Below are 24244 nucleotides of genomic sequence, written 5' to 3'. Positions count from 1 at the left end.
GAGAGTTAAGAGAGATTTCAAGGGCTAATGAAGCCAGCTGAAGGCCCCATATCAATCTATTTATCTCTATTCTATAACATCTAAAAATTAAGTTTATCTCTCTACACTAAACTTATAGACAATCTCGTGCACATACTGCTCTCCCGGAGCTAAATCAGCTGAAGGAAAGCCCGGCTTATTTGGGCTATCAGGCCAGGCCTCAGGTTCCAGACAAAGTGCCCAATGAGGTTGGTAAATTTTACCATCAGCTCCGACAAAGTCTCTTACGTGGTTCGCGGTGTAAAGCTGAACACCGGGTGCCGTGGAGTAAACTGTCATCGTACGGCCACTTTTAGGATGCTTGACCATAGCTATTTTCTTTAGTTCCGTCGAATTTTCTCTTTTCGTGACATAATTATGATCAAAGCCCTCACCCAAGGCGTCCATCTGGGCTCCTAATTTCGTTAGTGTCGTGAAATCAAAAGGAGTTCCATGTACCTCTAGCAGTTCACCGGTGGGGATCTGTCCAGATCCGGTAGGTGTAATCGCTTCCGCAAAAATCTGCAACTCATGACCACGCACATCCTCAGTGATTCCGCTCAGATTGAAATAAGAATGATTGGTAAGGTTTACTACTGTTTTCTTATCGGTAGTAGATTCAAAGCGGAGTTTGAGTTCATTGGCACTTGTCAATTCCATCCAAAGTGTCGTCTTAAGGTTCCCTGGAAAACCTTCTTCACCATCTACACTTAAATAGGTCATTTTTACTCCGACAGCATTATCATTTTTATATACTTCGGGATCCCATACTTTCACTCCAAAGCCTTTTGATCCACCATGGAGGGAATTCTCGCCGTTATTTTTGGTAAGATGAAATGTTTCACCATCCAGCTTAAACGATGCCGTCCCAATCCGATTGGCATATCTGCCGACAGCAGCTCCTAAGTAAGGTCCATTCTTGGTAAAGTAATCAGGGATATTCTCCAATGCCAATACTACGTTTGAAAGTTTCCCTTCTCTGTCGGAGGTTAGTATTCTTGAAATTATCCCGCCATAATTTGTCATTTCCACCTGCATCTCACCATTGTCGAGGATGTAGCGGAAGACATCTTTCTCTTCCCATGAAGCTACTCTCTCAGTTTTGACAGTCAGATTTAGATCTTCTTCGATCATATTGGATTTGGTTTGAGAGAGACATGCAGAGCCCCATGTAAAAAAGGTCAATAGTACTAGTTTGGCAGGTAGGTTCATGGGGTTGGAATTAAAAATGAGAATGAAAATTAAGCTTAAAATATCGTATGGAAAAGTCTGTAGATTTGTTGGAAGAACTATAATTCGGCACAGAGATCCGCGGATTTAATCTCTAGGATAATTTGCCGCTATCCTATCCAACTGCTCATTAAGTTCATCACTATCATAGATTTTCCCTTTCATCACGACCATAAGTGGTTTTTTTAGCGTTTTCAGATCCTCTAAGGGATTTTTGGAAACCAATACAAAATCAGCTGAAGCTCCCTCTTTTACCACTCCCCATTCTCCTTCTTGGCCAAAATAGGCAGCTGGATTTATGGAACCGGATTTTAAAATCTCATAGTTGGACATCCCTGCATTCGACATCAATTCAATCTCATGATGGATGGAAAATCCGGGCACGTTAAATACTTGTGGTGAATCAGAAGCCATCAATATAGGAACACCTGCTTTGTGCAGAGTCATTAGCAGCATATTTCGAAATTCTAGGTAAGGCTGCACATTTTCTTTAGTCAATACACCTGATTTCTCATAAGGAGTTTTGGCATTTATCCAGTGCTGCACTTGATCGACAGACATGTATTTCATCTCAGGGACATCTCTATACTCTTCTGCCGGCTTGCTCCCAAAATAACGGTCAAAAAGTGTCAAAGTCGGGGCAATCCAAGCTTTTGTCTCAAGCGTCAAATCCACTAACTCCGGGAGTTTGCCCAGCTCTGCTTCATGTACTAACAACATACTGAATGGCCCGGCGATTTTGGGATCCATGACCTTGGAGTAATCCGGTATCAATGCCTCAATATATCCATCGATGTGCTCTATGGATTTGTAACCGTTCTTCAAACTTGCTTCCAACCCCACATCCAAAGAAATGTGCCCCCCGAAAGGAATCTTCAATTCTTTGGCGGTTTTGGAGATTGCCAAAAACTCATCCATCGACAATCCCGGATGCAACTTTAGATGATCATAACCGGCTGCCTTTTGAGCTTTAACTACCTGCACTGCCTGATCTGGCGAAGTGACTGCCGAACCGCTAAATGAAGGTCCCGAAAGAAAAAGTCTAGGCCCTGCAACTTCTCCCGAGTCTACCTTATCTCTAAGCACTAAATGTGACCGGTGCCCAATCATCCCCCTTACGCGCAAAACTCCATTTGCCAGATATAACCACATAGCCTCTTCCTGCAGCTGGGTATCATCCCCGTGTTCCGCTACAGGAATATGGGAATGAAACTCAGCCAGACCCGGGAACACAAAAGCCCCGTTACCATCGATTTCTTGGAAGGTATCCCCATCGAATGGCTCATGCACAGGAAGAATTTTGATAATTTCTCCGTCTTGCACGAATATAGCGTGATTCTCAAGCACCTCTTCATTCTCCATGGTTATGACATTCACATTGGAAACAACATAAGTCTGCGAAAATCCAAAGGCTGTACAAAGTGGGATAAGAAGGAAAAAAGCAAATAGTGATTTAGTCATGATACTAAACATAAGGATGTTTCTATTTCGTGTATTTAAGTGATTGAAAACAACCTATTGAAAAAAATAGCGATATACAAAGTCTAAAGGGAATTTTAATAGCAATGCAACTTTTCAATACTCACCCATTGCCCTTGTTCAAATATTTTAATGCCTCAACAAGCATATCTTCAGGAGACTGAAAAATACTTAGTTTCAATCCATACTGAGGTTCTTCCCAAGTTGCAAATTGCGAATCCAGCATTTCTGCTTTCATGTAATGATTCTTGCGGGCAAGCATCCTGCTCCAAATCAAATCACGGTCTCCTTTCAAGTGAATCCACTGTACCTTTCCCTCCACGTTCAATAGCTGCCGATAACTCTCCTTCAATGCTGAACATGCCAATACCGCTCCCTTCGATTTACCTGATTTGACTAAAAGATCGGCCAAAGACCGGAGCCATGGCATTCTGTCAGTATCATTTAACGGTAGCCCCCGACTCATCTTAGCGATGTTTTCTTCGGGATGAAAATTATCCGCATCAAAAAATGGCAATCCCAACTTGGCAGCCAAACCAGACCCAATCGTTGTTTTTCCGGTTCCTGAAACTCCCGTTACTATTATTAGCATAATCAAAGTTAAGAAAAAAACCATTTTCGGCTCTCACTACTTGCTGTAAAGAGACACTTCCCAAACTGCATTTCCACATTCGATAAGACTCACCGCAAATTAAATCCCAGTCAAAGCTCGTGTTGAAGGATTTTTGAAATTAAACTTTTATAAAATTTTTATCAAAGTTCGTTTTATTAAAAAACATTTTTTAGATTTGTTTAAGTAAATTACCGGAGCAAAAAAAGTTAATGATAAGAAGTTCTATCCGTGGAGCCAATTAGGCTAGGCCGAATAGGAATAATCACATTATATTGATTATTAATTACTTAAAAAAAAATAGCTTGTTTAAAATATTCCCTAAAAACAAACCTTTCCAAACAGTATGCTAAGTAAGTATCCGCTTTCAGAAGTTGAAAAAAGTTTTCTTCAGGAATCTGGTGTAGATAAGATCAGCACCCTCATTCCTTACCTTCAAGTTGACAATTTTCCCAAACTTGGCCTGCTCACTGCCTGCCGTTTTTTGGAATGGGCCTCAGCTAATCCTGAAGGTGTCATCAGTTTGCCAACAGGTAAAACACCTGAATTTTTCATCAAATGGACGCAATTCCTACTTGAAAACTGGGACAATAAAAAAGGAAAAGACGTAAGGGAAAAATATGGCTTGGGAAATACCAAAAAGCCTATTCTGAAAGACCTCACATTTGTGCAGATAGATGAATTCTATCCGATTTCTTCCAAGCAGAACAACAGCTTCTACGACTACGTCAACAAATTCTACATTCAGGGTTTTGGACTATCAAAAGAAAAAGCTATTCTGATCAACTCAGATGAGATTCCTTTGGCTAGCGGGCTTCATTTCAGTGCTGTTTTCCCTGACCTCAAAGTAGATCTATCGCTCAGATTCCGTGACCCTCAGAATGAAATGGAAAAACTGCAGCAGCAGTCGATCTACATGATTGACCAATGGTGTGGAGAATATGAGCAAAAAATCAGAGATGCAGGAGGAATCGGTTTCTTTCTGGGGGGGATTGGACCTGATGGGCACATTGCATTTAACACCCGTGGCTCACACTTATTCTCCGTCACCCGACTGACCGAAACCAATTTTGAAACTCAAGCAGTGGCAGCGGGAGATCTTGGCGGAATTGAAATTTCATCCAATCGACTGGTGATTACCATTGGTCTGGACACAATTGTGTACAACCCGGACGCAGTGGCAATTATCATAGCAGCAGGTGAAGCCAAAGCAGGAATCGTAAAAGATTCTCTTGAAACACCACTCAACAATGTCTATCCTGCCACCGTACTTCAGAAGTTGAAAAACGGCAGATTCTATGTCACTAAAGGTGCAGGAGTAAAGCTTACAGACTCTGTAGATGCCTATTACCAGAAAGGTGAGTGGACTTGGGAAAAGACAGAAAGATCCGTCATAGACCTTTGTAAAAAACTCGGCAAGTACGGTCATAGAATCAAACTTTCTGACTTAAAAGCTGACAAATACACCAAGTTGATTCCAGACCTTTCGGAAGAGACTGTGAGTCAAGTGATGAAAAGTATAGAAGATAAGCTGACCAAAGGTTTGGAACAAGAACGTAATGAAGTTCTTCTTCATACGGGGCCGCACCATGATGATATTTCTTTGGGTATTCTACCCCATATCACCAATCAGCTTCATGAGCCTACCAACAAGGCGCACTTCTCTGTTTTAACCTCCGGTTTTACGGCAGTTACAAACACCTTTGTGATCGACACTTTACAGCAAACCAAGAAGCTATTGGATAGTGGAGAGATTCAAATGGTTCATTTCGAAGATTTCTTTGAGATAGGTTATAGTCTGAAAACTGACAAGGACGTATATCACTACCTTACCAATGTAGCTTCTGAAGATGCAGATCAACGTTTAAGGGGGCTTTGCCACCGTGTAGTGAGAGCCTTGGTGATCGTATATGAAATCAAGGATAAAACCCAGCTCAGAGAAACAATCAATGATGTCATCAGCATCCTGAAAAACAGCTATGATGGAGAGAAAAACTCTTCTAAAGTGCAAAAACTTAAGGGGATGATTCGTGAGTTCGAGGAAGAGCTGGTTTGGGCACACTTCGGAGTACAAGTAAAGAACGTTCATCACCTGAGACTTGGGTTTTATACAGGGGATATTTTCACGGAGCAACCGGACAAAGACCGTGACGTAGAACCGATCGTGGAAATGTTTAGAAAAGTAAACCCTACAAAGATTAGTTTAACGCTCGATCCCGAAGGATCTGGACCGGATACTCATTATAAAGTTCTCCAAGCTACTGCTGCCGCAGTTAAAAAATGGGGTGAAGAAAAAGATATCAGTGAGTTGAGAATCATTGGGTACAGAAATGTCTGGTTCAAATTTGAGCCGCATGAGGCCAATGTAATAGTTCCTGTTTCTCTTGGAGATATGTCGGTTATGGAAGATTCCTTTGCCAATTGCTATATGAGCCAGGTAAATGCTTCATTTCCAAGCTATTCCCACAACGGAAAATTCAGTACCGTTGCCAAAAGAATCTGGGTGGATCAATTGGATGCTATTCAGCTTCTGCTGGGTAAGAATTACTTTTACCAGCACGATCGTGCTAAAGTAAGATCGAGCCATGGCCTGATTTTCTTCCGGGATATGAATGTGGAAGAATTCTTGGCAACTGCACGAGAACTGGAAAAGTCCATTGAAGGAATGCTTTAAAAAAGAATAAGCCCGGCTGTGACTGATGGGTAGTTCCTATCAGTCACAGCTTTCGTATTAAACCTAACAACCTTATTATTTGTAGCGAATGGAAAAAGCCATTTTGGGATTAGACATAGGAGGCACCGGGATTAAAGGTGGCGTGCTAATTAATGGACATCTAGAGGATATCCGATCCATTGCTACACCTGCAAAAGAAAGTAAAGCATTTATTTTAGAGACTATCGCAGAGTTCATTGAAACCTATTCTATCTATGATTTAGCGGGAATCGGTGTAGGAATTCCTGGGTTGGTGGATGTGCGGGAAGGCATAGTTTTAGGACTATCAAATATCCCTGCTTTCCAGCATGTAGAACTAAAAAAGTTTCTTTTTGAGAGATTTTCAAAACCAGTCTTCATAAATAATGACGCCAATTGCTTTGCATCGGGTGTACATAAATTCGGCGTCGGTCAAAAATTCAACCATCTGGTTGGACTTACCCTAGGTACGGGAATTGGAGGAGGCATCGTTATCAACGGCCACCTATATAGTGGGGTTAATTCTGCAGCAGGAGAATGGTGTAGTGCCAATTATTTAGACCATGATTTTGAGCATTATTGTAGTGGTAAATTTTTCGAAAAATATTATCACAGCAAGCCTAAAACATTAGCAAAGTTAGCATTGACGGGAGATCCTGTGGCATTGAGGGCTTTTGAAGAATTTGGTCATCATCTAGGCGAGCTTATCAAGCACATACTATATGCACTGGCACCTGAAGCAGTAGTCTTGGGTGGCTCAATCAGAAAAACATACCCTCTTTTCAAAAAATCACTCTACCAATCGCTTTCCACATTCAAATACCCTACAGTCATTGAGAAATTTGAAATTTTGCTTTCTGAGATGGATGAAACAGCAATACACGGTGCTGTGGCCTTAGTAGAACTGGAAAATGAAGTAGTAAACAATTAAGTATAAATTGGTTTGTAATTTAATTAAGGTGGCTTTTTAAAAAAGCCACTTTTTTTTATCGAGTAAACAGGGGTGGTGGATGAGCAAGTTTCTTAGTTTATCCCTTTCATCTGATCATATACAGTCGATATTGTTCGTGGTTATCAGCACTTCCCCGAAAAGCTATATAATTATCCGGACATTTGTAACAATAAACTCCTGCCCTATTAGGCATACTATGGAGAAAAAATTGCTAACTACAACCCGTAAATCCTCCGTTCCAGCTCCGTCAATTGATCGTCCCCAAAATCTAGATGTGTCACAAATCTTATCAAATCAGTTCCGAATTTGACAGCTTTGATACCTTTATCCGATAGCATTTTTAAAAAAACCTCGGGTGAAACACCATCAAGTCTAGCAATCACAATATTGGTGGTCACAGGATAAACCTCAGGCACAAACTGCAATTTCAAGAGCATTTTCCCCAATGTTCTAGCCCGCACATGATCTTCCTTGAGACGCTGTACATGATTATCTAAGGCATAAATTCCTGCCGCTGCCAAAAACCCAGCCTGTCTCATTCCCCCACCCCATACTTTCCTGATTTTCCTAGCTCTTCTGATATCCGGTTTTGAGCCCAAAAGAAGAGATCCTACAGGACAGCCTAACCCCTTGCTCAAACATATAGAAATCGTATCAAACTGAGCGCCCCAATCCGCCGGACTTTCACCGGTTTCTACCAATGCGTTAAAGAGCCTTGCACCATCTAAGTGAAATTTCAAGCCATGTGCCTCACAAACCTCCTGAATTGGCTTTACCTCATTAAGCGTATAAATACTGCCTCCGCCCTTATTCATCGTATTTTCGAGAGAAACCATGCTTGTCTCAGGAGCATGGATATCATCTGGATTGATTGCCAATCTTATATCCCCGGCGGTGATTTTGCCCAAATCCCCGTCAAGTAACTTCACAGATGCCAAGGAATTGGACATAATCCCCCCACCTTCATAGAGATAGATATGGGAATGCTTATGGCAAATTACTTCTGCCTGAATACGCGTATGAAGACGGATAGCGATCTGGTTGGTCATGGTACCGGAGGGGCAATACATCGCTGCCTCCATGCCAAAAAGTTGGGCAGCTTTGATCTCCAGGGCATTCACGGTAGGATCTTCACCAAAGACATCATCCCCTACTTGTGCAGCAAACATGGCATCCTTCATCCCAGTCGTAGGCCGGGTGACAGTATCACTTCTCAGATCAATAATCATTTCTTGAAATATTTCGATTTATTGCTTTTTGATGGCTCCAAAGTCTTGATGGCAGCTGCAGCCTCAATTGGCCGATCAGTTGCCAAAATATCTGCTCCTTTTTGCACAAAACTTGCATACAGTTGATCTCCATGCGCAATGGCACTTTTGTCCAAATTACCCAGTACACCCAAAATAGTAAACACCCCCTTTTCGTGTAGGGCTTTGTTGAATTCCTGCGGACGTTCCGTTACTCCCGTAAAAGCAATCACTCTAGTCCAGGGAATCCCCGTTTCCTCAAATCTCTCAATCTCTTCCTCGTTTCGAATGGTAACTGATAGCATCAGTTCTGGAGCCATACGATGCAGTTTTTTAGCTGCCGCAAAAGAATAGGCGATCAGTGCCACATGCGCTTCTGACACCGTTTTCCGAACTGCCTCAATGATTTTTTCATAAGGAACCGATTGCTTAATATCTACAGTCAAAAGTGCTTTGCCCCTTGACCAGATTAGCGCCTCTTCCAAGGTCGGGACTTTGAAATCTGTAATCGTTCCATCTTCATCTTTGAGAAAAAGAGCCTGAATCTCCTCGTAAGTTGCGTCAGAAATCAGACCACTTCCTGTCGTGGTTCTATCCAGTTTATCATCATGCATCAGCACCAAAACACTGTCTTTGGTCATTGCCACATCTAACTCAATAATCGTTGGGGTGTATTTTACCACATTGGCAAAGGTCTCGATAGCATTCTCGGGGAACCCCGGATAAGGCCCTCCCCGATGTGCCGACACCATAGGAATTCGATCCGAAGTCCAGGTATAAAAATCCCGAGCTTCCTCTATTCCGTTTACTTGGATGTGGTTGTTTACCGCTAATTCTACAGTAGATTCAACGGTTTGAACCGCTTGCTGTTCTACCTGCTTTTGGCTACATGAACCGCATGCAAGAAGTAGAAATGCAATCCACAGAATTTTATTCTTCATCCTTTTTCGAATCTTTTCTAAATATAAAATCAAGTCCACCGCTTCGTTTTCTGAATATTTCCTCCATGTCTGCCAATTCCAGATTCAAAGCTTTGGTAGATATCTGGATTTCTATAAGCGAAAGCCCCAGTGAAATCAACAAAGACAACATACTGCCTACAAACACCCAATTGGCTGCCTGAGTGATCCCCAGAAATAGCAAATACATACAAATCACACACAATAAGAAACTAAAAACTCCAAATAGCTGCATGTTTTTGATGAGTGTGAGCCTTTTTCTGAGATTATGAATTTGATCTACGATAATACCCTCATCAGGAGCTTCAATAAACTTCTTATGTAGACCACGAATGAGATTGGCTATAGCCAAAAAACGGTTGGTATAAGCCAGCATCAACAATGTGATGGCTGAAAAAAGCAATGCCGGCGTAGAGAGTTGAAGTTCCATATGCTAAAGTTAACCGGTTAAATTTGCTCTAAATTCTTTAAAATGAAAAAAGCCTGTTCCTTTCAGAACAGGCAATATAAACTTATTCAAAGTTCAAATGATTATGCCACTTCACCCAACACCACCAGCTTTTCGAGTGTAGGTGCTTCGGATCCGCCTTTTGGTTCTATAGTGATTGCAAACGCACCTGCTTGAACCACTGATTCCATTTGCTGCAAAGTCAGCTTTTCGCCTGAATTCACAAGACCAATACCTACGGGACCGTCATCTCCGATTGCCCAAAGCTGGTAATCGTACTCAGCGCTAAGGTCATTCAAGTTATTCACTGCCACAAAGACTTCTTGCGCATTTGGATCCCAGAAGACATCTACTTTAGCATCTTTCTGCATTTCAAAACCTTCTCCTCTCATCTCTACACGCTTCAAGTAGCCAGCAACTATCTTATCAAGTTGTGAATCCTTTTGTTCATATTCCTGCTTCACCTGATTCAGATTGTCCGCCATTACGCTTTGATCCTGCAGTAAAGCGGTAAACTGCTCATTTCTTTCCTTATACTTGTCAGCATAGTAGAATGCAGCTCCTGAAGCTACGATGGCGGCGATAGACGCTGCGATGGCAAATGGTTTCCAAGGACTACTGATCGGCACCACTTTAGCCCCTTCCGGTATAGCAGCTGGTTCCGGTGCCGCCTTTAGAATAAAGTCACTTTCTAAGGTATTGAAAATCTTATTTTTTACTTCTTGGGATGGTGATGCTCCTGTCATGTCATCGAACGAGAACATAGTCTCTTCCAATTCATCCAGTTCTTTTTGAATCTCGGGATACGTCTTAGCCAGGCTCAATACCTCCTCACGCTCCCGCTCCGTCAACTCTCCCAAAAGGAAAAGTTCCAGTTTACCTGACGATATGTAAGATTGAATATCCACTAGATTCTTGCTACATTTTTTTTCAACACTTGTATTGCCGCTCTCACCCTAGACTTGACGGTACCTAGAGGTATTTCGAATTCCTCCGAAACCTCCGAATGCGTATATCCCTTGAAGTAAATATACTCTACTATAAACTTTTGGTCATCATTGAGATCGATCATCAACTCCCTCACTCCTATCCCGTCTATTTGCTCCTGTGTGCCTGATTGGCTTTCCATTCCATATACGAAATCATCTATCGTGTTGGTCTTACCAGACTGTGAAATTTCTTTGGAGCGGAGTTTATCTATGGCTGAATTCCGACAAATATTGGCCATCCAGGTGTATAAACGCCCTTTTGACTCGTCATAATGATCTATCTTTCTGGTGATTTTCACAAAGGAATCATGAAAAACCTCCTCTGCTATGTCTTTATCAAAAATAATTCTTGAGATCACCGCATAAAGAGCCCTAGAATATTTGTCATACAAATACTCTGTGGTCTTTCTGTCCTTTGCCCGTAGACCGGCGATGAGTTGTTCTTCTTGCAAAAATCGGTGTATTGAAAAATTTCTTTCCTAAATGTAAAACACAAGACCAATTGTTTTAGGTCTTGTGTCATTTATTTTCAATTTTTTTATATCAAAGGTGGATCACCTCATCATATGCAGCAGCGGCAGCCTCCATAATCGCTTCTGACATGGTAGGGTGAGGATGCACGGTTTTGATCAATTCATGACCTGTGGTTTCCAGTTTACGGATAGCCACGATCTCAGCGATCATTTCTGTGACATTGTATCCTATCATATGCGCTCCGAGTAATTCTCCGTATTTTTTGTCAAATACCAGTTTTACAAATCCGTCTTTTGCTCCTGCTGCCGAAGCTTTGCCGGATGCAGAGAATGGAAATTTGCCGATTCTCAACTCGTATCCTGCTTCCTTGGCTTTAGCTTCCGTCATACCTACAGAGGCAATCTCAGGAGAGCAGTAGGTACAACCTGGAATGTTTCCATAATCCAATGGTTCGGGATTCTGACCTGCGATTTTTTCTACACAAATGATTCCCTCAGCCGAAGCAACGTGGGCCAAAGCTGGCCCGGGGATCACATCACCTATGGCATAGTAGCCGGGCATATTTGTTTTGTAATACTCGTCAACTTTGATTTTGCCTTTATCCACCAAAATTCCCACGTCTTCCAGTCCAATGCTCTCAAGATTGGAAACAACACCCGCGGCAGAAAGAACAATATCACATTCCAAGGTTTCTTCGCCTTTAGCAGTTTTTACAGTCACTTTGCAGCCCGTTCCTTTGGTATCTACAGCCGTAACTTCCGAAGAAGTCATGATGGTCATGCCTGCTTTTTTATATAGTTTTTCCAAGGTTTTGGAAACTTCCACATCTTCTACCGGTACGATTCTATCCAAAAATTCCACGATAGTCACTTCAGTGCCCATGGCCGCATAGAAATAGGCAAATTCAATTCCGATAGCTCCAGAACCTACTACCACCATTTTCTTAGGCATCTTATCCAAGGTCATCGCTTCACGGTATCCGATAATCTTTTTCTTATCGATCTTCATGGAAGGAAGTTCACGTGACCTGGCTCCCGTCGCGATGATGACATTATCCGCGGAATAGACGGTTTTCTTTCCGTCCTTATCCTCCACTTCGACCTTCTTACCAGGCTGGATTTTACCCCACCCCTTGATCACTTCGATCTTATTTTTTTTCATAAGGAAGGTAACTCCCTTACTCATTCCGTCTGCAACACCTCGGCTTCTTTTGACGATACCGGTAAAATCAGCGCTGGCTTCTTTTACATTAATACCGTAGTCCGCAGCATGATTGATGTACTCAAATACCTGAGCACTTTTCAACAAGGCTTTGGTGGGAATACAACCCCAGTTAAGGCAAATACCACCCAATTCCGCAGCTTCCACTACGGCAGTTTTTAGACCGAGTTGGGAAGCACGAATAGCGGCCACATAGCCGCCAGGTCCACTACCCACCACGATCACATCAAATTTTGTCGAAGACATATCTATTTTGAGTTATTTTAAACGAGTTGAAACTATGCAAAAATAGGCCTTTTGGCTTCAGAAAAAAATTTGGTTTCCTTCTCCATTTCAGCTTGAAAGATCGATTTGGCCATACAAAGCAACTCAATTCAAACCAATATTCTGCATATAATACGATATGTCAAATTATATTTCTAATATTTTGATTTTCGCAGACGAATGAATAATCACAGGATCTAAAAGTCAAGTGAAATCGATTTTACAATCAAAAGTTTTAGCTTTTTTTCTAATTTTGGCCAAACAAAATTTTAGAACTCCATGGGATTACTTTCAGGAAAAACGGCATTGATCACCGGCGCATCTAAAGGCATCGGAAGAGCAATAGCTATCAGATATGCACAAGAGGGCGCAAATGTCGCCTTTACTTTTTTGTCAAGTGTAGAAAAAGGCCAAGCACTGCAAGCAGAACTGGCAGAATTTGGCATCAAAGCCAAAGGTTACAGGTCTGATGCTTCGGACTTCAAAGCTGCTGAAGAGCTGGTGAATAATGTAGTAGCTGAATTCGGTACGTTGGATATTTTGATCAATAATGCCGGTATCACCCGTGACAATCTAATCATGCGAATGACCGAAGAAGCATGGGATGAAGTGATCGGAATCAACCTAAAGTCATGCTTCAACACCGTAAAAGCAGCGAATAGAACGATGATGAAAGCTAAATCCGGTTCTATCATCAATATCACTTCTGTAGTTGGCGTAAAAGGAAATGCCGGACAGGCAAATTATGCTGCTTCAAAGGCAGGAATTATAGGTTTCACTAAGTCTGTGGCTCTGGAATTAGGCTCTAGAAATATCAGATGCAATGCTGTTGCCCCCGGATTTATCGAAACTGAAATGACCGCAGTGCTGGATGAAAAAACTGTACAGGGCTGGAGAGATGGCATTCCTATGAAGCGGGGTGGCAAACCGGAAGAAGTGGCTGACGCTTGTGTATTCTTGGGATCTGACATGAGCAGCTACATCTCAGGGCAAGTGCTACAGGTAAACGGCGCGATGCATACTTGAGAATTAAGAGTTTTGATTTACGGGCGGCTGGAGAGATTCAGCCGTTTTTTGTTTTTAGCCACGAAGAGCGCAAAGTGACACAAATTAACTTACTCTTTCTATTTAACTATTTATCAGCAAATCGACTCAGGTCAATCTTATAAAACTCGTATTCATCTTCTGATTTTTGTTCGGGTTTGGTTATGAAGAGTCCTTCTTTGGCTGCAATTATTTCCCCAAAGGATTGCCCTACATCGTAAAACAATTCCACTTCAGCTTTTAAATTCCATTCTTGATCATAAATCAACATCAAATAGGTATTTCTATTGAGCCCCTGCCTCAATAGAATATCAGTCTCTTCCGGCTGGGTTTCTTCCACATCTACCAATACAACTCTTAAATATAATTTGTTGACCGGATCATAGGTTAAAGAAATATTCGACGCCGATTTTGGGTTATTTCTCCAACTCCTATTCCTACCGTTTTTTTCATAAAACCCGGGTAAATAAGTAAAGGGTTTAACCGATGATAGTTTAAACCGCCTTTCCACCACACAGTTTTTGATTTGATACAAGGAATCAGAAGGTGCAAACATCAAGTAAAAGCTATCTTCATCAGGATTATAAACTGATGTTAAATCTACTGAAGAGGTACTATTAGCAAATTCATGACCCAGAGGAGTGCCAAAATCTGTTGAGCATATCCACCCATGATCTAAATCAAACTGTACAACCCAGCTTCTATAATCCATATTCAAACTCTTCTCCTCGTCAAAAATATCGAACGGCTTATTAACAACCTGATAATGATCGTTCCCAACTGTTTTGAAATTATCCTGATCATCATGCATCTGGATTAACAACATATTCTCTTATTCTGACCAATCTAAATCTATGGTTTTAGTCTCGTTACCATTCACATATTTTTTCACTCTTCCCTGTGCGCTTATTGCGACAAATTCATTTTCATCAAACGCTTGAAATGCTATCGCATGGCTACCAAGTGATAATGGCCCTTCCTTCGGGATTTTAAATGAAAACTCCTTCACCCCGGAAGAAACACCAAAGAGGCTATACCCTTAATCATCTTTAGAAACAAAATACCTTTCGCCCTTATAATCAATTACCTTCTGAAAATCCAGTCTTGCGGTGGTCGAATCCTTGAAAATGATCAAGCTGTCTACTACCAAATCATCAATGTTCCCTTGATAGACTTCCTCACCTTTTTGGGATTCACACGAAAAAAGCCCTATCATCAGGCTGTACAAAAATATCTTCCTCATGCCCTACGTTATTTCTATAGATAAACTATTTTTTTATATATAAAAGCAATTCAAATAAAAAAAAACCCGAATCTAATTCGAGGCTCTTGTAACCTTTGAGGTGTTATTGTGAGCTACAACGTAGCGAACAATCTCCTCGAAGGTTTAATTCTGAAGGTAATTCAAAGCTCTGTTCTCAAGACCTTCGAGGTTTTCTAAACCTCAAAGGTCATTTTCCAAAAAAGGATATCGGTAATCCTCCGGAGAAACAAATGTTTCTTTAATCGTACGAGGAGAAACCCAACGCAGCAAGTTGATCATAGAACCGGCTTTGTCGTTGGTTCCCGAAGCTCTGGCTCCGCCAAACGGCTGCTGTCCTACCACTGCACCTGTTGGCTTGTCGTTGATGTAGAAGTTACCCGCTGCATTTCTCAATCTTGTAGTTGCCAATTCGACTGCATAGCGATCCTGTGAGAAAATTGCACCTGTCAATGCATAAGGTGAAGTCTGATCTACTAATTCCAATGCCTCTTCAAATCGCTCCGAATCATACACATAGATGGTCAACACAGGGCCAAAGATCTCTTCGCACATCGTAGTGTACATTGGATCCTGAGTCACAATCACTGTTGGCTCTATGAAATAGCCTTTTGACTTGTCATACTTACCCCCGGCGATGATTTCTACCGCAGGATTCGCTTTCGCATTGTCAATGTATTTGGCGATTTTATCAAAAGACTTCTCGTCAATCACCGCATTGATAAAGTTGGTAAAGTCTTCCGTGCCGCCCATTTTCATATCCGCAAGATCTGTCAACAAAGCTTCTTTCACTTCTCCCCAAATATTAGAAGGGATGTAGGCACGGGAAGCAGCAGAGCACTTTTGTCCTTGATATTCAAAAGCACCGCGGGCAAGTCCTACAGCCACAGCTTTTGGAATTGCAGATTTGTGAGCGATCACAAAGTCTTTTCCGCCAGTCTCACCGACAATCCTCGGATAAGATTTGTACTGCTGTATGTTTGTTCCGATAGTCTTCCAAATATGCTGAAACACACCAGTGGAGCCTGTAAAGTGAATTCCGGCAAAATCAGGGTGCTTAAAAATAACATCCCCCGCAACCGGCCCATCCACGTAAATCAAGTTGATCACACCGGCAGGAACTCCGGCTTCTTTGAATACTTGCATCAACACATTTGCAGAATAGATCTGGGTATAAGCAGGTTTCCATACGATGGTATTTCCCATCATCGCGGCAGACGCAGGAAGATTACCCGCGATGGCGGTAAAGTTGAACGGAGTCAACGCAAACACAAACCCTTCCAATGGCCGCTGTTCCAGCCTATTCCACACGCCATTTCCTGAAACAGGAGGCTGTTGCGCATAGATTTCAGTCATGTACTGCACATTGAAGCGTAAGAAGTCTATAAACTCACATGCTGCATCGATCTCTGCCTGCATGGCGTTCTTGGACTGACCAAGCATGGTTGCCGCATTGATTTTGGCACGATAGGGCCCTGCCAAAAGATCTGCAGCTTTCAAGAAAATAGCTGCTCTCTGTTCCCAAGCTAAGTTTTCCCAAGCTTCTTTGGCACCAAGCGCAGCATCTATTGCCTGCTCCACATGGGAAGCATCCCCTTCGTGAAAGAAACCCAACACATGTTGGTGATCGTGCGGAGGAGATAGTTTATGGGTATTGCCTGTCCGGATCTCATCCGAACCGATGTACATCGGTACATCAACTTGTTGTGATCTAGCACTTTCAAGTGCCGCTTGCAATTCCTTTCTCTCGGGGCTTCCCGGAGCATAAGCTTTTACCGGTTCATTTACCGGAGTAGGTACATTAAAAAAACCTTTGAGCATGATATCTGGGGTTATGATTTTCTGTTTAGCCAAAGATAACCAGAAGGTTTTATTGGCCGGTGAATTTGAAGTAAAAGAACCCTAAAGAATGGCTTCCAGTTCTTTCAAATGTGAAATAGTATAAGTGGGCTTCAAATGGATAGTCTTTCCGAGTGGGTTGAAAAACACCTGATCTATACCTGCTCCATGTGCGCCTTGAATATCAGAAACAGGGCTATCTCCTATCATAAGGCTATTTTCCTTACTAGCACCGGCTTGCTCCATTGCATACTGAAAGATCTTCGGATCCGGCTTTTTGTGTCCTGTGGTCTCGGATGTCACGACCAACTCAAAATAATCACTCAAGCCCGAGGAATTCATTTTTTTAGACTGGCTTTCATCAAATCCGTTCGTGATCACATAAAGCTTATATTTAGGCTTGAGGTAATCGAGAATTTCTATCGTGTGGGGAAATAAGTGAGGCTTAGAGGAAGTTCTGTGCATAAAATCTCCCTCGAAATCTTCCGGAATTACCGCATCCATAACCCCCGCATGCTCAAAAATTCTTGGAAAACGGGTTGTCCTAAGCTCTTCCTTGTGCATTTCTCCTTTATCATAGGCATTCCAAAGTTTGAAATTCACCGCATAAAAGGAATCTATAAAAGATTGAGAAGATAAAATCCCCAGTTTTTCAAGTTTGTAATGAAGAAAAAGCTCGGAAAGGGATTCTTGGACATTTCGATCATAGTCCCAAAGTGTGTGATCAAGATCGAAGAATAGATGTTGGTAAGTTTTCAAGAGAAATTTAACGTCGGTATTGGTTGTTCTGTATTTTGTTGATTGCAAGCTCCCGGTTGGATTTTAAGATTTCGAAAGTTTCTTGATCCTTCAGGAGGCTCGGGTCTTTTTGTATAAACTTAAAAATCTGCTGAATGATTTCCATGTACTCCTCCAGTATGTAATAAAAAACCCATTGGTCTACCCGCTTGCTTCCCAGAAGCCCTGCGTTTTTCAGATAAATGAGATGCCTACTCGTCTTAGTCTGAGTAAAATCCAAAATCAATTCAAAATCTGAAATTGAAAGTTCCTTGTTGAGCATAAGCAAATGAAAAATCCTGACGCGAGGCTCTTCTGATAGTGCTTTGAATATTCTAAGCCCGTAGTTTAAACTGATATTTTTTAGCCGCATTTGTAAGATTTAACGGAGTTTATGAGGGGAAAATAAAATAATCACCCGAAATTAGGGTAATATCGCATTAGAAATAACAATCTGTCGTTCTATAAAGTCCTCTAATTTGTGAAGAATTCATTACTCCTTAGCGCCACCTTTGTTTTCCTAATCGGAATATTTTTCTCATCACTTGAAGTGAAAGCTCAAGGTGAACAAGAAAAAAAAGTAATCCAACTTTCCGGTATTATCCTTAATGCCGACAGCACGGATGCTGTGGCAGGAGTGAATATTTATGTCCCTAAGAAAGGAAGAGGTACCAGTTCAGGACGCTTTGGCTATTTTTCTATGCCTGTACTGGCTGGGGATTCCGTAGTTTTTAGCTTTATCGGCTTGAAAAAGCAAACCTTCAAAGTACCTGATACGGTGGAAAGCGATAGAATCAGTTTGATTCTTACCATGCAAGTCGATGAAATTGCATTGGCAGAAATCGAAGTAATGCCTTATCCTACTGAGGAGGAGTTCAAGCAAGCAATAATCGCACTGAATGTAGTGGATCCTATGTCTATCTCCCGTGCCAATATGAGTCCCGAGATGCTACTTCGCTGGGCTGAATCCATGCCTGCATCAGCGAACGAAAACTTCAGATACTTCCAGCAGGGACAAGCTATCCAAAATCAGGATCTCTATGGCCCGAGAACACTCAGACTTCTTGATCCATTTGCCTGGGGGCAGTTTATCCGGTCTATCAAGCGGGGCGATCTGAAGAAAAAGGATTAGGGTAAGCTCCCGCTAAGGCGCAATAGTTTTTCTCGCGGCGGCGCGGCGAACGCAGCTGATTGCTGTAAATGAATGATTCCCGCAAAGGCGCAAGGGCGCAATTCTATTTTGGATTGTCACTCTTTATATAATCTTCGAACCTCTTCGAGCTATTAAACTTTACTTATCGGTTAAGCCGTTCACAACCCTTTTTATTCCATCTGTAAGTTTATCCTCATTGAAGTTAATTAGCATTCCAAGCCTTAGTCCTGTTAATCTAAGATAGGTCCTGAGTTGTTTTGGATGAACAGGAAGAAGCATTTCTACAGATTTCAACTCGATTATAACCTTGTTATTGACAATGATGTCCGCTCGAAATCCTTGATCCAATTTCATATCATTCCATAGTACAGGGATTACAATCTCAGTCTTCACATCAAGACCTTTGGATTTTAATTCATATACGAACACAGCTTGATAAACAGATTCTAGTAATCCTGGACCTAGCCTTTTATAAATTAAAAAAGCTGTATCTACAATTATCTTAGAAATTTCATTTTCATGCATTTGAAAATAATTTTCACATCACACCAAATTACAAAAATCTGCGCCTTTGCGCCATAGCGGGAGGTATAATCTTTACTGCGCCGTTACGAGAGACTTATGTTCCACGTCTCTGCGAGAACATTCGTTTAAACCTAATCAATCTCCGGCAGCACCCATTCCTCGAGCACACTCGGGATCTTCATCATCTCTTCTATCGCGGCTACTGAGCGGGGGGCATCTTCTGATAGGTTTATATTTCCATCTGATGTGATCAAAATGTCATCCTCGATCCGCACTGCTATTCCCCACCATTTCGGATCACAATCAGACCCCTCCGGAATATAGATTCCCGGTTCTATAGTGAAAACAACACCTTCTTTCAACACATCCCGGGTACCCCTATCATGCACATCAAGGCCAATATGGTGACTGGTACCATGTGGGAAATACATATGATCCGTGCCTTTTTTGATGATTCCAAGTTTTGCCAACCCTTCGTCTATGATTTTACGACCTGCGGCATCAATTTCCCGAAAAGTAACACCTGGTCCGGAAAGTGCTATACCAGCTTCCTGCGCTTGGTAAACCAGCTCATAAATGGCTCTTTCTTCCTCATTGAATTTGCCACTGACAGGAATCGTACGTGTCACATCAGCAGTATAGCCTCTCCATTCGGCACCGAGATCCATCAGTAAAAGTCGATCAGTCAGATCACGTTTGTCATTTTCGATATAATGCAGAATACAGCCGTTATTACCTCCGCCCACGATGGATGGATAGCCTAATTCTTCCGCTCCGTAGCGTTTGTAGATAAACTCATGCACTCCCTGGATCTCGCGTTCAGTCATCCCTGCTTTCGCTGCCTTCATTACTTCTATCTGACCTATCGCCGAGATTTTCACAGCTTTCTTGAGCAGGATGATTTCCTCAGGTGTCTTTACTTCCCGAAGTACATCCATCATGCTTCCAAGTGAAGCAATATCCAGTTTTTGATCAGGGATTTGCCCCTTCACCACCATCCTTTTCTCAGGTGATTCTGCATTCATATAAGAGTTAATCAATGGATCTTCCATCATGTCCGGATATTGATTACCGTATCTATTCAGCATTTGAACTACTCGATCAGAAGTCTCCAAATCTGAGTTTTTGATCATATTATATATCTGCGCACTCACTTCATTGAGTTTCTCAGGATAGGCGATAGCAGTCTTAAATTCCTCCACCATCTCAATCAACGGCTGGTTAGCCCTACTTTCTTCTATATTTTCCGAAAGACTAAAAGTCAAAATCTTATCAAAGTCCTCAAGATTGATACCTGATCTAGCTCCAAATTCAGAATTGAGTAAAGCTTCATCAAAGCCCAACTCACTAATCATCCCCTGAACTCCCAATCGCTTACCGTTCCACATTTCCGCCCGTGGATCCCTATTCTGTACAAAAATCTGCTCATTGAGCATTTCACCATTTACTTCCCGCTCTTCACTGAAAACCAGCAAAACAGAATTTGGCTCACGTAATCCCGTCAGATAGAAAAAGTCCGTATTGGGATGATAGACGTAATCTACATCATTGGTTCTGTTCTTTACCGGATTATTAAAAAACACGGCAACGGAATTGGCAGGCATAAGTTTTCTCAATTCATCCCGTCTTTGGCTGTGCCACTCCGGGGAGAGTCCATCTTTAAAATAGGATTGAGCAAAAGTGCAGGAAGCGATTATTGCCAATATCAGAGTCCAGATTGTCTTTTTCATATATTCAACATAGGTCAAGAAATCTAATGTCTATTCTTTTGACCATTTAACAAAGTCTTAATCCTCGGATAGCAGCATATCCTTATCTTTGGTCGTTAAAAAAAAACAACACATGAGAAAAATCAGGATTGTATTTTTGCTTTTTATTTTGGCCTCAGGCTCTGTGCATGCCCAGTCGCAAGCAGATAAGCCTAAGCTTATCGTCGGCATTATCGTCGATCAGATGCGACAAGACTATTTGTACAGATTCTCAGACAGGTTTTCAGACGGAGGATTCAAGCGAATGATGAAGGATGGCTTTATGATGAAAAATGGCCATTATAACTACATTCCTACCTATACAGGGCCAGGACATGCGTCAGTCTACACAGGCACCACTCCGGCTACTCACGGAATCATCGGCAATGACTGGTATGAGAAGAGCTTGGATAAAATGATCTATTGTGCGGAAGATACCACTGTGACAAACATCGGCGGCTCTGCAGAAAATGGCTTCATCAGCCCTAGAAACATGCTCACCACCACTGTCACCGACGAACTTCGAATTGCAACACAGAAACGATCAAAGGTAGTGGGAGTGGCAATCAAAGACAGGGGAGCAAGCCTTCCGGCAGGCCACTTAGGAGACGCATATTGGTTTGACAGCAAGACAGGTGATTTCATGACTTCGTCTTATTACTATGATAAATTGCCTGAGTGGGTTGTTGATTTCAACAAGAAGAAGTCTGTAGACAAATTCCTCTCCCAAACTTGGAATACACTTTATCCAATTGATAGCTATAAAGAAAGTATGCCTGATGACAATAAGTTTGAGGAGATTTTCAAAGGTAAAGACTCTCCTACTTTTCCGTATGATTTGAAAGAACTCAGAAAGTCCAATGGAGAGTTCGGATTGGTATCCTCAACTCCTTTTGGCAATACCTTAACGTTGGATTTTGCTTTGGCGGCTCTTGAAGGAGAGCAGTTGGGCATGGGAGAGGACATTGATTTCTTAGCATTGAGTTTTTCTTCTCCTGATTACATAGGACATAGATTTGGCCCCCAGTCCAAAGAAATTGAAGACACCTACCTTCGGTTGGATCAGGAAATAGAGCGACTACTTAACTATCTGGACAAAACCTATGGCAAAGACCAATATTTGGTATTCCTGACAGCAGACCATGCTGTCGCTGAGGTAGCAACACACATGATCAGTGAAAATGTACCTGCGGGAAATCTTCGCACAAGTGTGGTAGGAACCGAACTTTTGAACTACATCTCCTCAAAATATGGTGAAGGCGATTGGATCAAAAACAGTTCGAATGGACAGTTTTTCCTAAACCATGAATTGATTTTGGAGAAGGCATTAAATCTGGAAGATTTCGAAAATGAAATAGCTGGATTCTTGCTGAAATTCGAAGGCATCAAAGAAGTGTATACAGGCACAGCTATGAGAACGAGAGAATTTACTACCGGTAATGCAATGCGTCTTCAAATGGGGTATAACCATAAGGCGTCAGGTGATATTCTGATGATCTTGGAACCGGCATGGCTCGCCGGTGGCGATAGAGGCACTTCACATGGCACGGGGTATACTTATGACACGAATATTCCAATGTTATTCTATGGATGGAATGTGCCCGCAGGAGAAAGCTCCCGACACACTTCTATCACAGACATTACCCCAACACTGTCTATGATGCTTGACATCAAACTTCCAAACGGGACCAATGGACAGCCCATTCTTGAAATCACTGACAAGAAGTAACCATACATTTACTGAACCAAAAAGCCTCGATTTTTGCAAAAATCGAGGCTTTTTGGTTTTATACCCCTCCATACTATCTATCTATTCCGTCCAACTCATAGGGTATGCTTCGTCTACGAACTCCAGCGCATCGGTGGTAATCTGAAGTGATTTGAATGTATCCAACATCACGGCATACTCATCTGTCGCTTTTGCACCTATGGATTTCTCCACAGTACCCGGATGTGGACCGTGCGGCAAACCTCCCATATGGAGTGTAAAAGAACCTCTGTCTATTCCTTTTCTACTCATAAATTCACCCTCGGCATAATACAATACTTCATCAGAATCAATATTGGAATGATTGTAGGGAGCAGGGATAGACAAGGGATGATAGTCAAAAAGTCTAGGTACAAACGAGCAAATCACAAATCCCCAGGCTTGAAAAGTCTGATGGACAGGCGGGGGCTGATGAATCCTACCTGTAATTGGCTCGAAATCATAGATCGACAGCGCATATGGATACAAATACCCATCCCACCCCACGATGTCCAACGGGCTATGTCCATAGGAATACCTGTGAAGCATACCTTGCTTCTTGATATGTACGAGATAATCCCCTTTTTCCTTTTCTATATGAAGCTCATGGGGTGGACGTATATCCCGTTCACAATACGGGGAGTGCTCGAGCAACTGACCTACTTCGTTTCTATAGCGCTTCACCGTCTCTATAGCTCCGGCCGATTCTATAATAAGCAATCTCAGCGGTCCCTGTTCTTCAAATTCAAAGCGATAGATTGTTGTGCGGGGGATTACGATGTAATCACCTTTGTGAACTTCAATCGTTCCAAACTGAGAATACAAAACTCCTTCTCCATCATGCACATAAATCAATTCATCCCCATCGGCATTTTTGAAGTAATAGTCCATTTTCCTATTTAGAGGGGAGCAAATTCCCATCATGACATCAGAATTCATCATGAGATTTCTACGCGCAGACAAGTAATCGTCTCCAGTCGTATCCACATCGGAAGTTTTCAAGTGTGTTTGATTCAATCCATACTCAGTAGCCGGCTTCCAGAAATAAGGTTCCGGTTTGCCAATAGCTTTTACCTCATTGGGATTATGAGTGTGATATAGTGTAGAGTATATGCCTGAAAAGCCTTTGGAACTCACTACTTCTTCTTTATAAAGAGAGCCGTCTGGCTGACGAAATTGAGTATGTCGCTTCGGTGGGATAGTTCCAAGTCTGTGATAGTATGTCATTTCTTTTGGGTTTATTTCTTTGCTTAAATTTAAACAAACTATCAAAAAGACCCCGGCTACCCGTGAAAAAATGATTTCAAGATTAACTGGAAAAAAAGTGCATAAAAAAACGGCTTGCGCCGTTTTCAGATATTGTGGATTAATATTCCTCGAAGAATTCTCTTTTGATCGTATCTTCGGCTTCACCTGTCCGCTTTTGGATTCTTCCTAACAACTGGTCCTCTTTACCTTCTACATAAGCTAAATCATCGTCGGTCAATTCCCCATACTTTTCTTTGAGTTTACCTTTCATGATGTTCCAGTTTCCTTTTAATTTTAAGTTGGTTGACATAATACTAGT

At 41.9% G+C, this 24244-nt stretch carries 23 protein-coding genes; 5 read left to right on the top strand and 18 right to left on the bottom strand.

Going from position 1 to position 24244, the window contains the following annotated elements:
* Positions 1-93: 93 nt before the first annotated feature.
* The 3 genes from ID165_RS00375 to ID165_RS00365 form a co-directional block, all read right to left on the bottom strand.
* On the bottom strand, positions 94-1152 hold the full coding sequence (locus ID165_RS00375) for an aldose epimerase family protein (RefSeq protein ID WP_192348441.1): 1059 nt from the start codon (positions 1150-1152) through the stop codon (positions 94-96).
* A 183-nt stretch (positions 1153-1335) separates the two neighbouring features.
* On the bottom strand, positions 1336-2709 hold the full coding sequence (locus tag ID165_RS00370; RefSeq protein WP_192348440.1) for an amidohydrolase family protein: 1374 nt from the start codon (positions 2707-2709) through the stop codon (positions 1336-1338).
* 121 nt (positions 2710-2830) lie between these two features.
* The gene (locus ID165_RS00365) at positions 2831-3319 is read right to left on the bottom strand and encodes a gluconokinase (RefSeq protein ID WP_192348439.1); all 489 of its coding nucleotides are present in this window, start codon (positions 3317-3319) and stop codon (positions 2831-2833) included.
* A 364-nt stretch (positions 3320-3683) separates the two neighbouring features.
* Here ID165_RS00365 and ID165_RS00360 point away from each other — a divergent pair, with 364 nt between their 5' ends.
* Positions 3684-6011, top strand: a complete 2328-nt coding sequence (locus ID165_RS00360; RefSeq protein ID WP_192348438.1) for a PIG-L family deacetylase — start codon at positions 3684-3686, stop codon at positions 6009-6011.
* Positions 6012-6099: 88 nt separating this feature from the next.
* Positions 6100-6960, top strand: a complete 861-nt coding sequence (locus ID165_RS00355; RefSeq protein ID WP_192348437.1) for an ROK family protein — start codon at positions 6100-6102, stop codon at positions 6958-6960.
* A 236-nt stretch (positions 6961-7196) separates the two neighbouring features.
* On the opposite strand, the gene ID165_RS00350 is transcribed toward ID165_RS00355, so the two are convergent.
* From ID165_RS00350 to lpdA, 6 genes are all read right to left on the bottom strand, one after another.
* Positions 7197-8210 carry a low specificity L-threonine aldolase gene (locus tag ID165_RS00350; RefSeq protein ID WP_192348436.1) on the bottom strand — a complete coding sequence of 338 codons (1014 nt, stop codon included), beginning with the start codon at positions 8208-8210 and terminating at the stop codon, positions 7197-7199.
* Positions 8207-9169: a glycerophosphodiester phosphodiesterase family protein gene (locus ID165_RS00345; RefSeq protein WP_192348435.1), complete on the bottom strand. Its 963-nt coding sequence runs from the start codon at positions 9167-9169 to the stop codon at positions 8207-8209. The genes ID165_RS00350 and ID165_RS00345 overlap by 4 nt, the downstream gene beginning before the upstream one ends.
* Complete coding sequence (locus ID165_RS00340) at positions 9159-9617, bottom strand: DUF2721 domain-containing protein (RefSeq protein ID WP_192348434.1); 459 nt, start codon at positions 9615-9617, stop codon at positions 9159-9161. The genes ID165_RS00345 and ID165_RS00340 overlap by 11 nt, the downstream gene beginning before the upstream one ends.
* 101 nt (positions 9618-9718) lie before the next feature.
* Positions 9719-10543 (bottom strand): anti-sigma factor domain-containing protein, encoded by an 825-nt coding sequence (locus tag ID165_RS00335; protein ID WP_192348433.1) that lies wholly within the window; start codon positions 10541-10543, stop codon positions 9719-9721.
* Entirely contained in the window at positions 10543-11076 is a 534-nt protein-coding gene (locus ID165_RS00330) for an RNA polymerase sigma factor (protein WP_192348432.1), read from the bottom strand. The genes ID165_RS00335 and ID165_RS00330 overlap by 1 nt, the downstream gene beginning before the upstream one ends.
* Before the next feature lie 91 nt (positions 11077-11167).
* A complete protein-coding gene (lpdA, locus tag ID165_RS00325) occupies positions 11168-12565 on the bottom strand; it encodes a dihydrolipoyl dehydrogenase (RefSeq protein ID WP_192348431.1) in 1398 nt (465 codons plus the stop codon).
* A 297-nt stretch (positions 12566-12862) separates the two neighbouring features.
* Here lpdA and fabG point away from each other — a divergent pair, with 297 nt between their 5' ends.
* Entirely contained in the window at positions 12863-13609 is a 747-nt protein-coding gene (gene fabG, locus ID165_RS00320; RefSeq protein ID WP_192348430.1) for a 3-oxoacyl-[acyl-carrier-protein] reductase, read from the top strand.
* A 106-nt stretch (positions 13610-13715) separates the two neighbouring features.
* Here the strand turns inward: fabG and ID165_RS00315 are convergent, their stop codons facing one another.
* From ID165_RS00315 to ID165_RS00295, 5 genes are all read right to left on the bottom strand, one after another.
* Positions 13716-14453, bottom strand: coding sequence for a DUF4221 family protein (locus ID165_RS00315; RefSeq protein ID WP_192348429.1), 738 nt, complete (start codon positions 14451-14453; stop codon positions 13716-13718).
* A 213-nt stretch (positions 14454-14666) separates the two neighbouring features.
* Positions 14667-14870, bottom strand: a complete 204-nt coding sequence (locus ID165_RS00310) for a hypothetical protein (protein ID WP_192348428.1) — start codon at positions 14868-14870, stop codon at positions 14667-14669.
* A gap of 201 nt (positions 14871-15071) precedes the next feature.
* The gene (gene pruA, locus ID165_RS00305; RefSeq protein ID WP_192348427.1) at positions 15072-16709 is read right to left on the bottom strand and encodes an L-glutamate gamma-semialdehyde dehydrogenase; all 1638 of its coding nucleotides are present in this window, start codon (positions 16707-16709) and stop codon (positions 15072-15074) included.
* A gap of 81 nt (positions 16710-16790) precedes the next feature.
* A complete protein-coding gene (locus tag ID165_RS00300) occupies positions 16791-17486 on the bottom strand; it encodes a YjjG family noncanonical pyrimidine nucleotidase (RefSeq protein WP_192348426.1) in 696 nt (231 codons plus the stop codon).
* Between the two features lie 7 nt (positions 17487-17493).
* Positions 17494-17877: a helix-turn-helix transcriptional regulator gene (locus ID165_RS00295; RefSeq protein ID WP_192348425.1), complete on the bottom strand. Its 384-nt coding sequence runs from the start codon at positions 17875-17877 to the stop codon at positions 17494-17496.
* A 108-nt stretch (positions 17878-17985) separates the two neighbouring features.
* On the opposite strand from ID165_RS00295, the gene ID165_RS00290 reads away from it, so the two are divergent.
* Positions 17986-18636: a carboxypeptidase-like regulatory domain-containing protein gene (locus tag ID165_RS00290; RefSeq protein ID WP_192348424.1), complete on the top strand. Its 651-nt coding sequence runs from the start codon at positions 17986-17988 to the stop codon at positions 18634-18636.
* 159 nt (positions 18637-18795) lie between these two features.
* Here the strand turns inward: ID165_RS00290 and ID165_RS00285 are convergent, their stop codons facing one another.
* The gene (locus ID165_RS00285; protein ID WP_192348423.1) at positions 18796-19182 is read right to left on the bottom strand and encodes a GxxExxY protein; all 387 of its coding nucleotides are present in this window, start codon (positions 19180-19182) and stop codon (positions 18796-18798) included.
* 131 nt (positions 19183-19313) lie between these two features.
* Positions 19314-20912, bottom strand: a complete 1599-nt coding sequence (locus ID165_RS00280; protein WP_192348422.1) for an aminopeptidase P family protein — start codon at positions 20910-20912, stop codon at positions 19314-19316.
* A gap of 112 nt (positions 20913-21024) precedes the next feature.
* Between ID165_RS00280 and pafA the strand changes: the two genes are divergently transcribed.
* Entirely contained in the window at positions 21025-22659 is a 1635-nt protein-coding gene (gene pafA, locus ID165_RS00275; RefSeq protein WP_192348421.1) for an alkaline phosphatase PafA, read from the top strand.
* A gap of 81 nt (positions 22660-22740) precedes the next feature.
* Here pafA and ID165_RS00270 read toward each other — a convergent pair whose 3' ends face one another.
* Both ID165_RS00270 and ID165_RS00265 read right to left on the bottom strand, forming a co-directional pair.
* Positions 22741-23904: a homogentisate 1,2-dioxygenase gene (locus tag ID165_RS00270; RefSeq protein WP_192348420.1), complete on the bottom strand. Its 1164-nt coding sequence runs from the start codon at positions 23902-23904 to the stop codon at positions 22741-22743.
* Between the two features lie 139 nt (positions 23905-24043).
* Entirely contained in the window at positions 24044-24235 is a 192-nt protein-coding gene (locus tag ID165_RS00265) for a CsbD family protein (RefSeq protein ID WP_192348419.1), read from the bottom strand.
* Positions 24236-24244 lie beyond the last annotated feature (9 nt).

Source organism: Algoriphagus sp. Y33, from assembly GCF_014838715.1.
Taxonomy (GTDB): Bacteria; Bacteroidota; Bacteroidia; order Cytophagales; family Cyclobacteriaceae; genus Algoriphagus.
The sequence above is the reverse complement of the archived record's forward strand: the minus strand, read 5'-3'. Positions and strand labels throughout refer to the sequence as shown.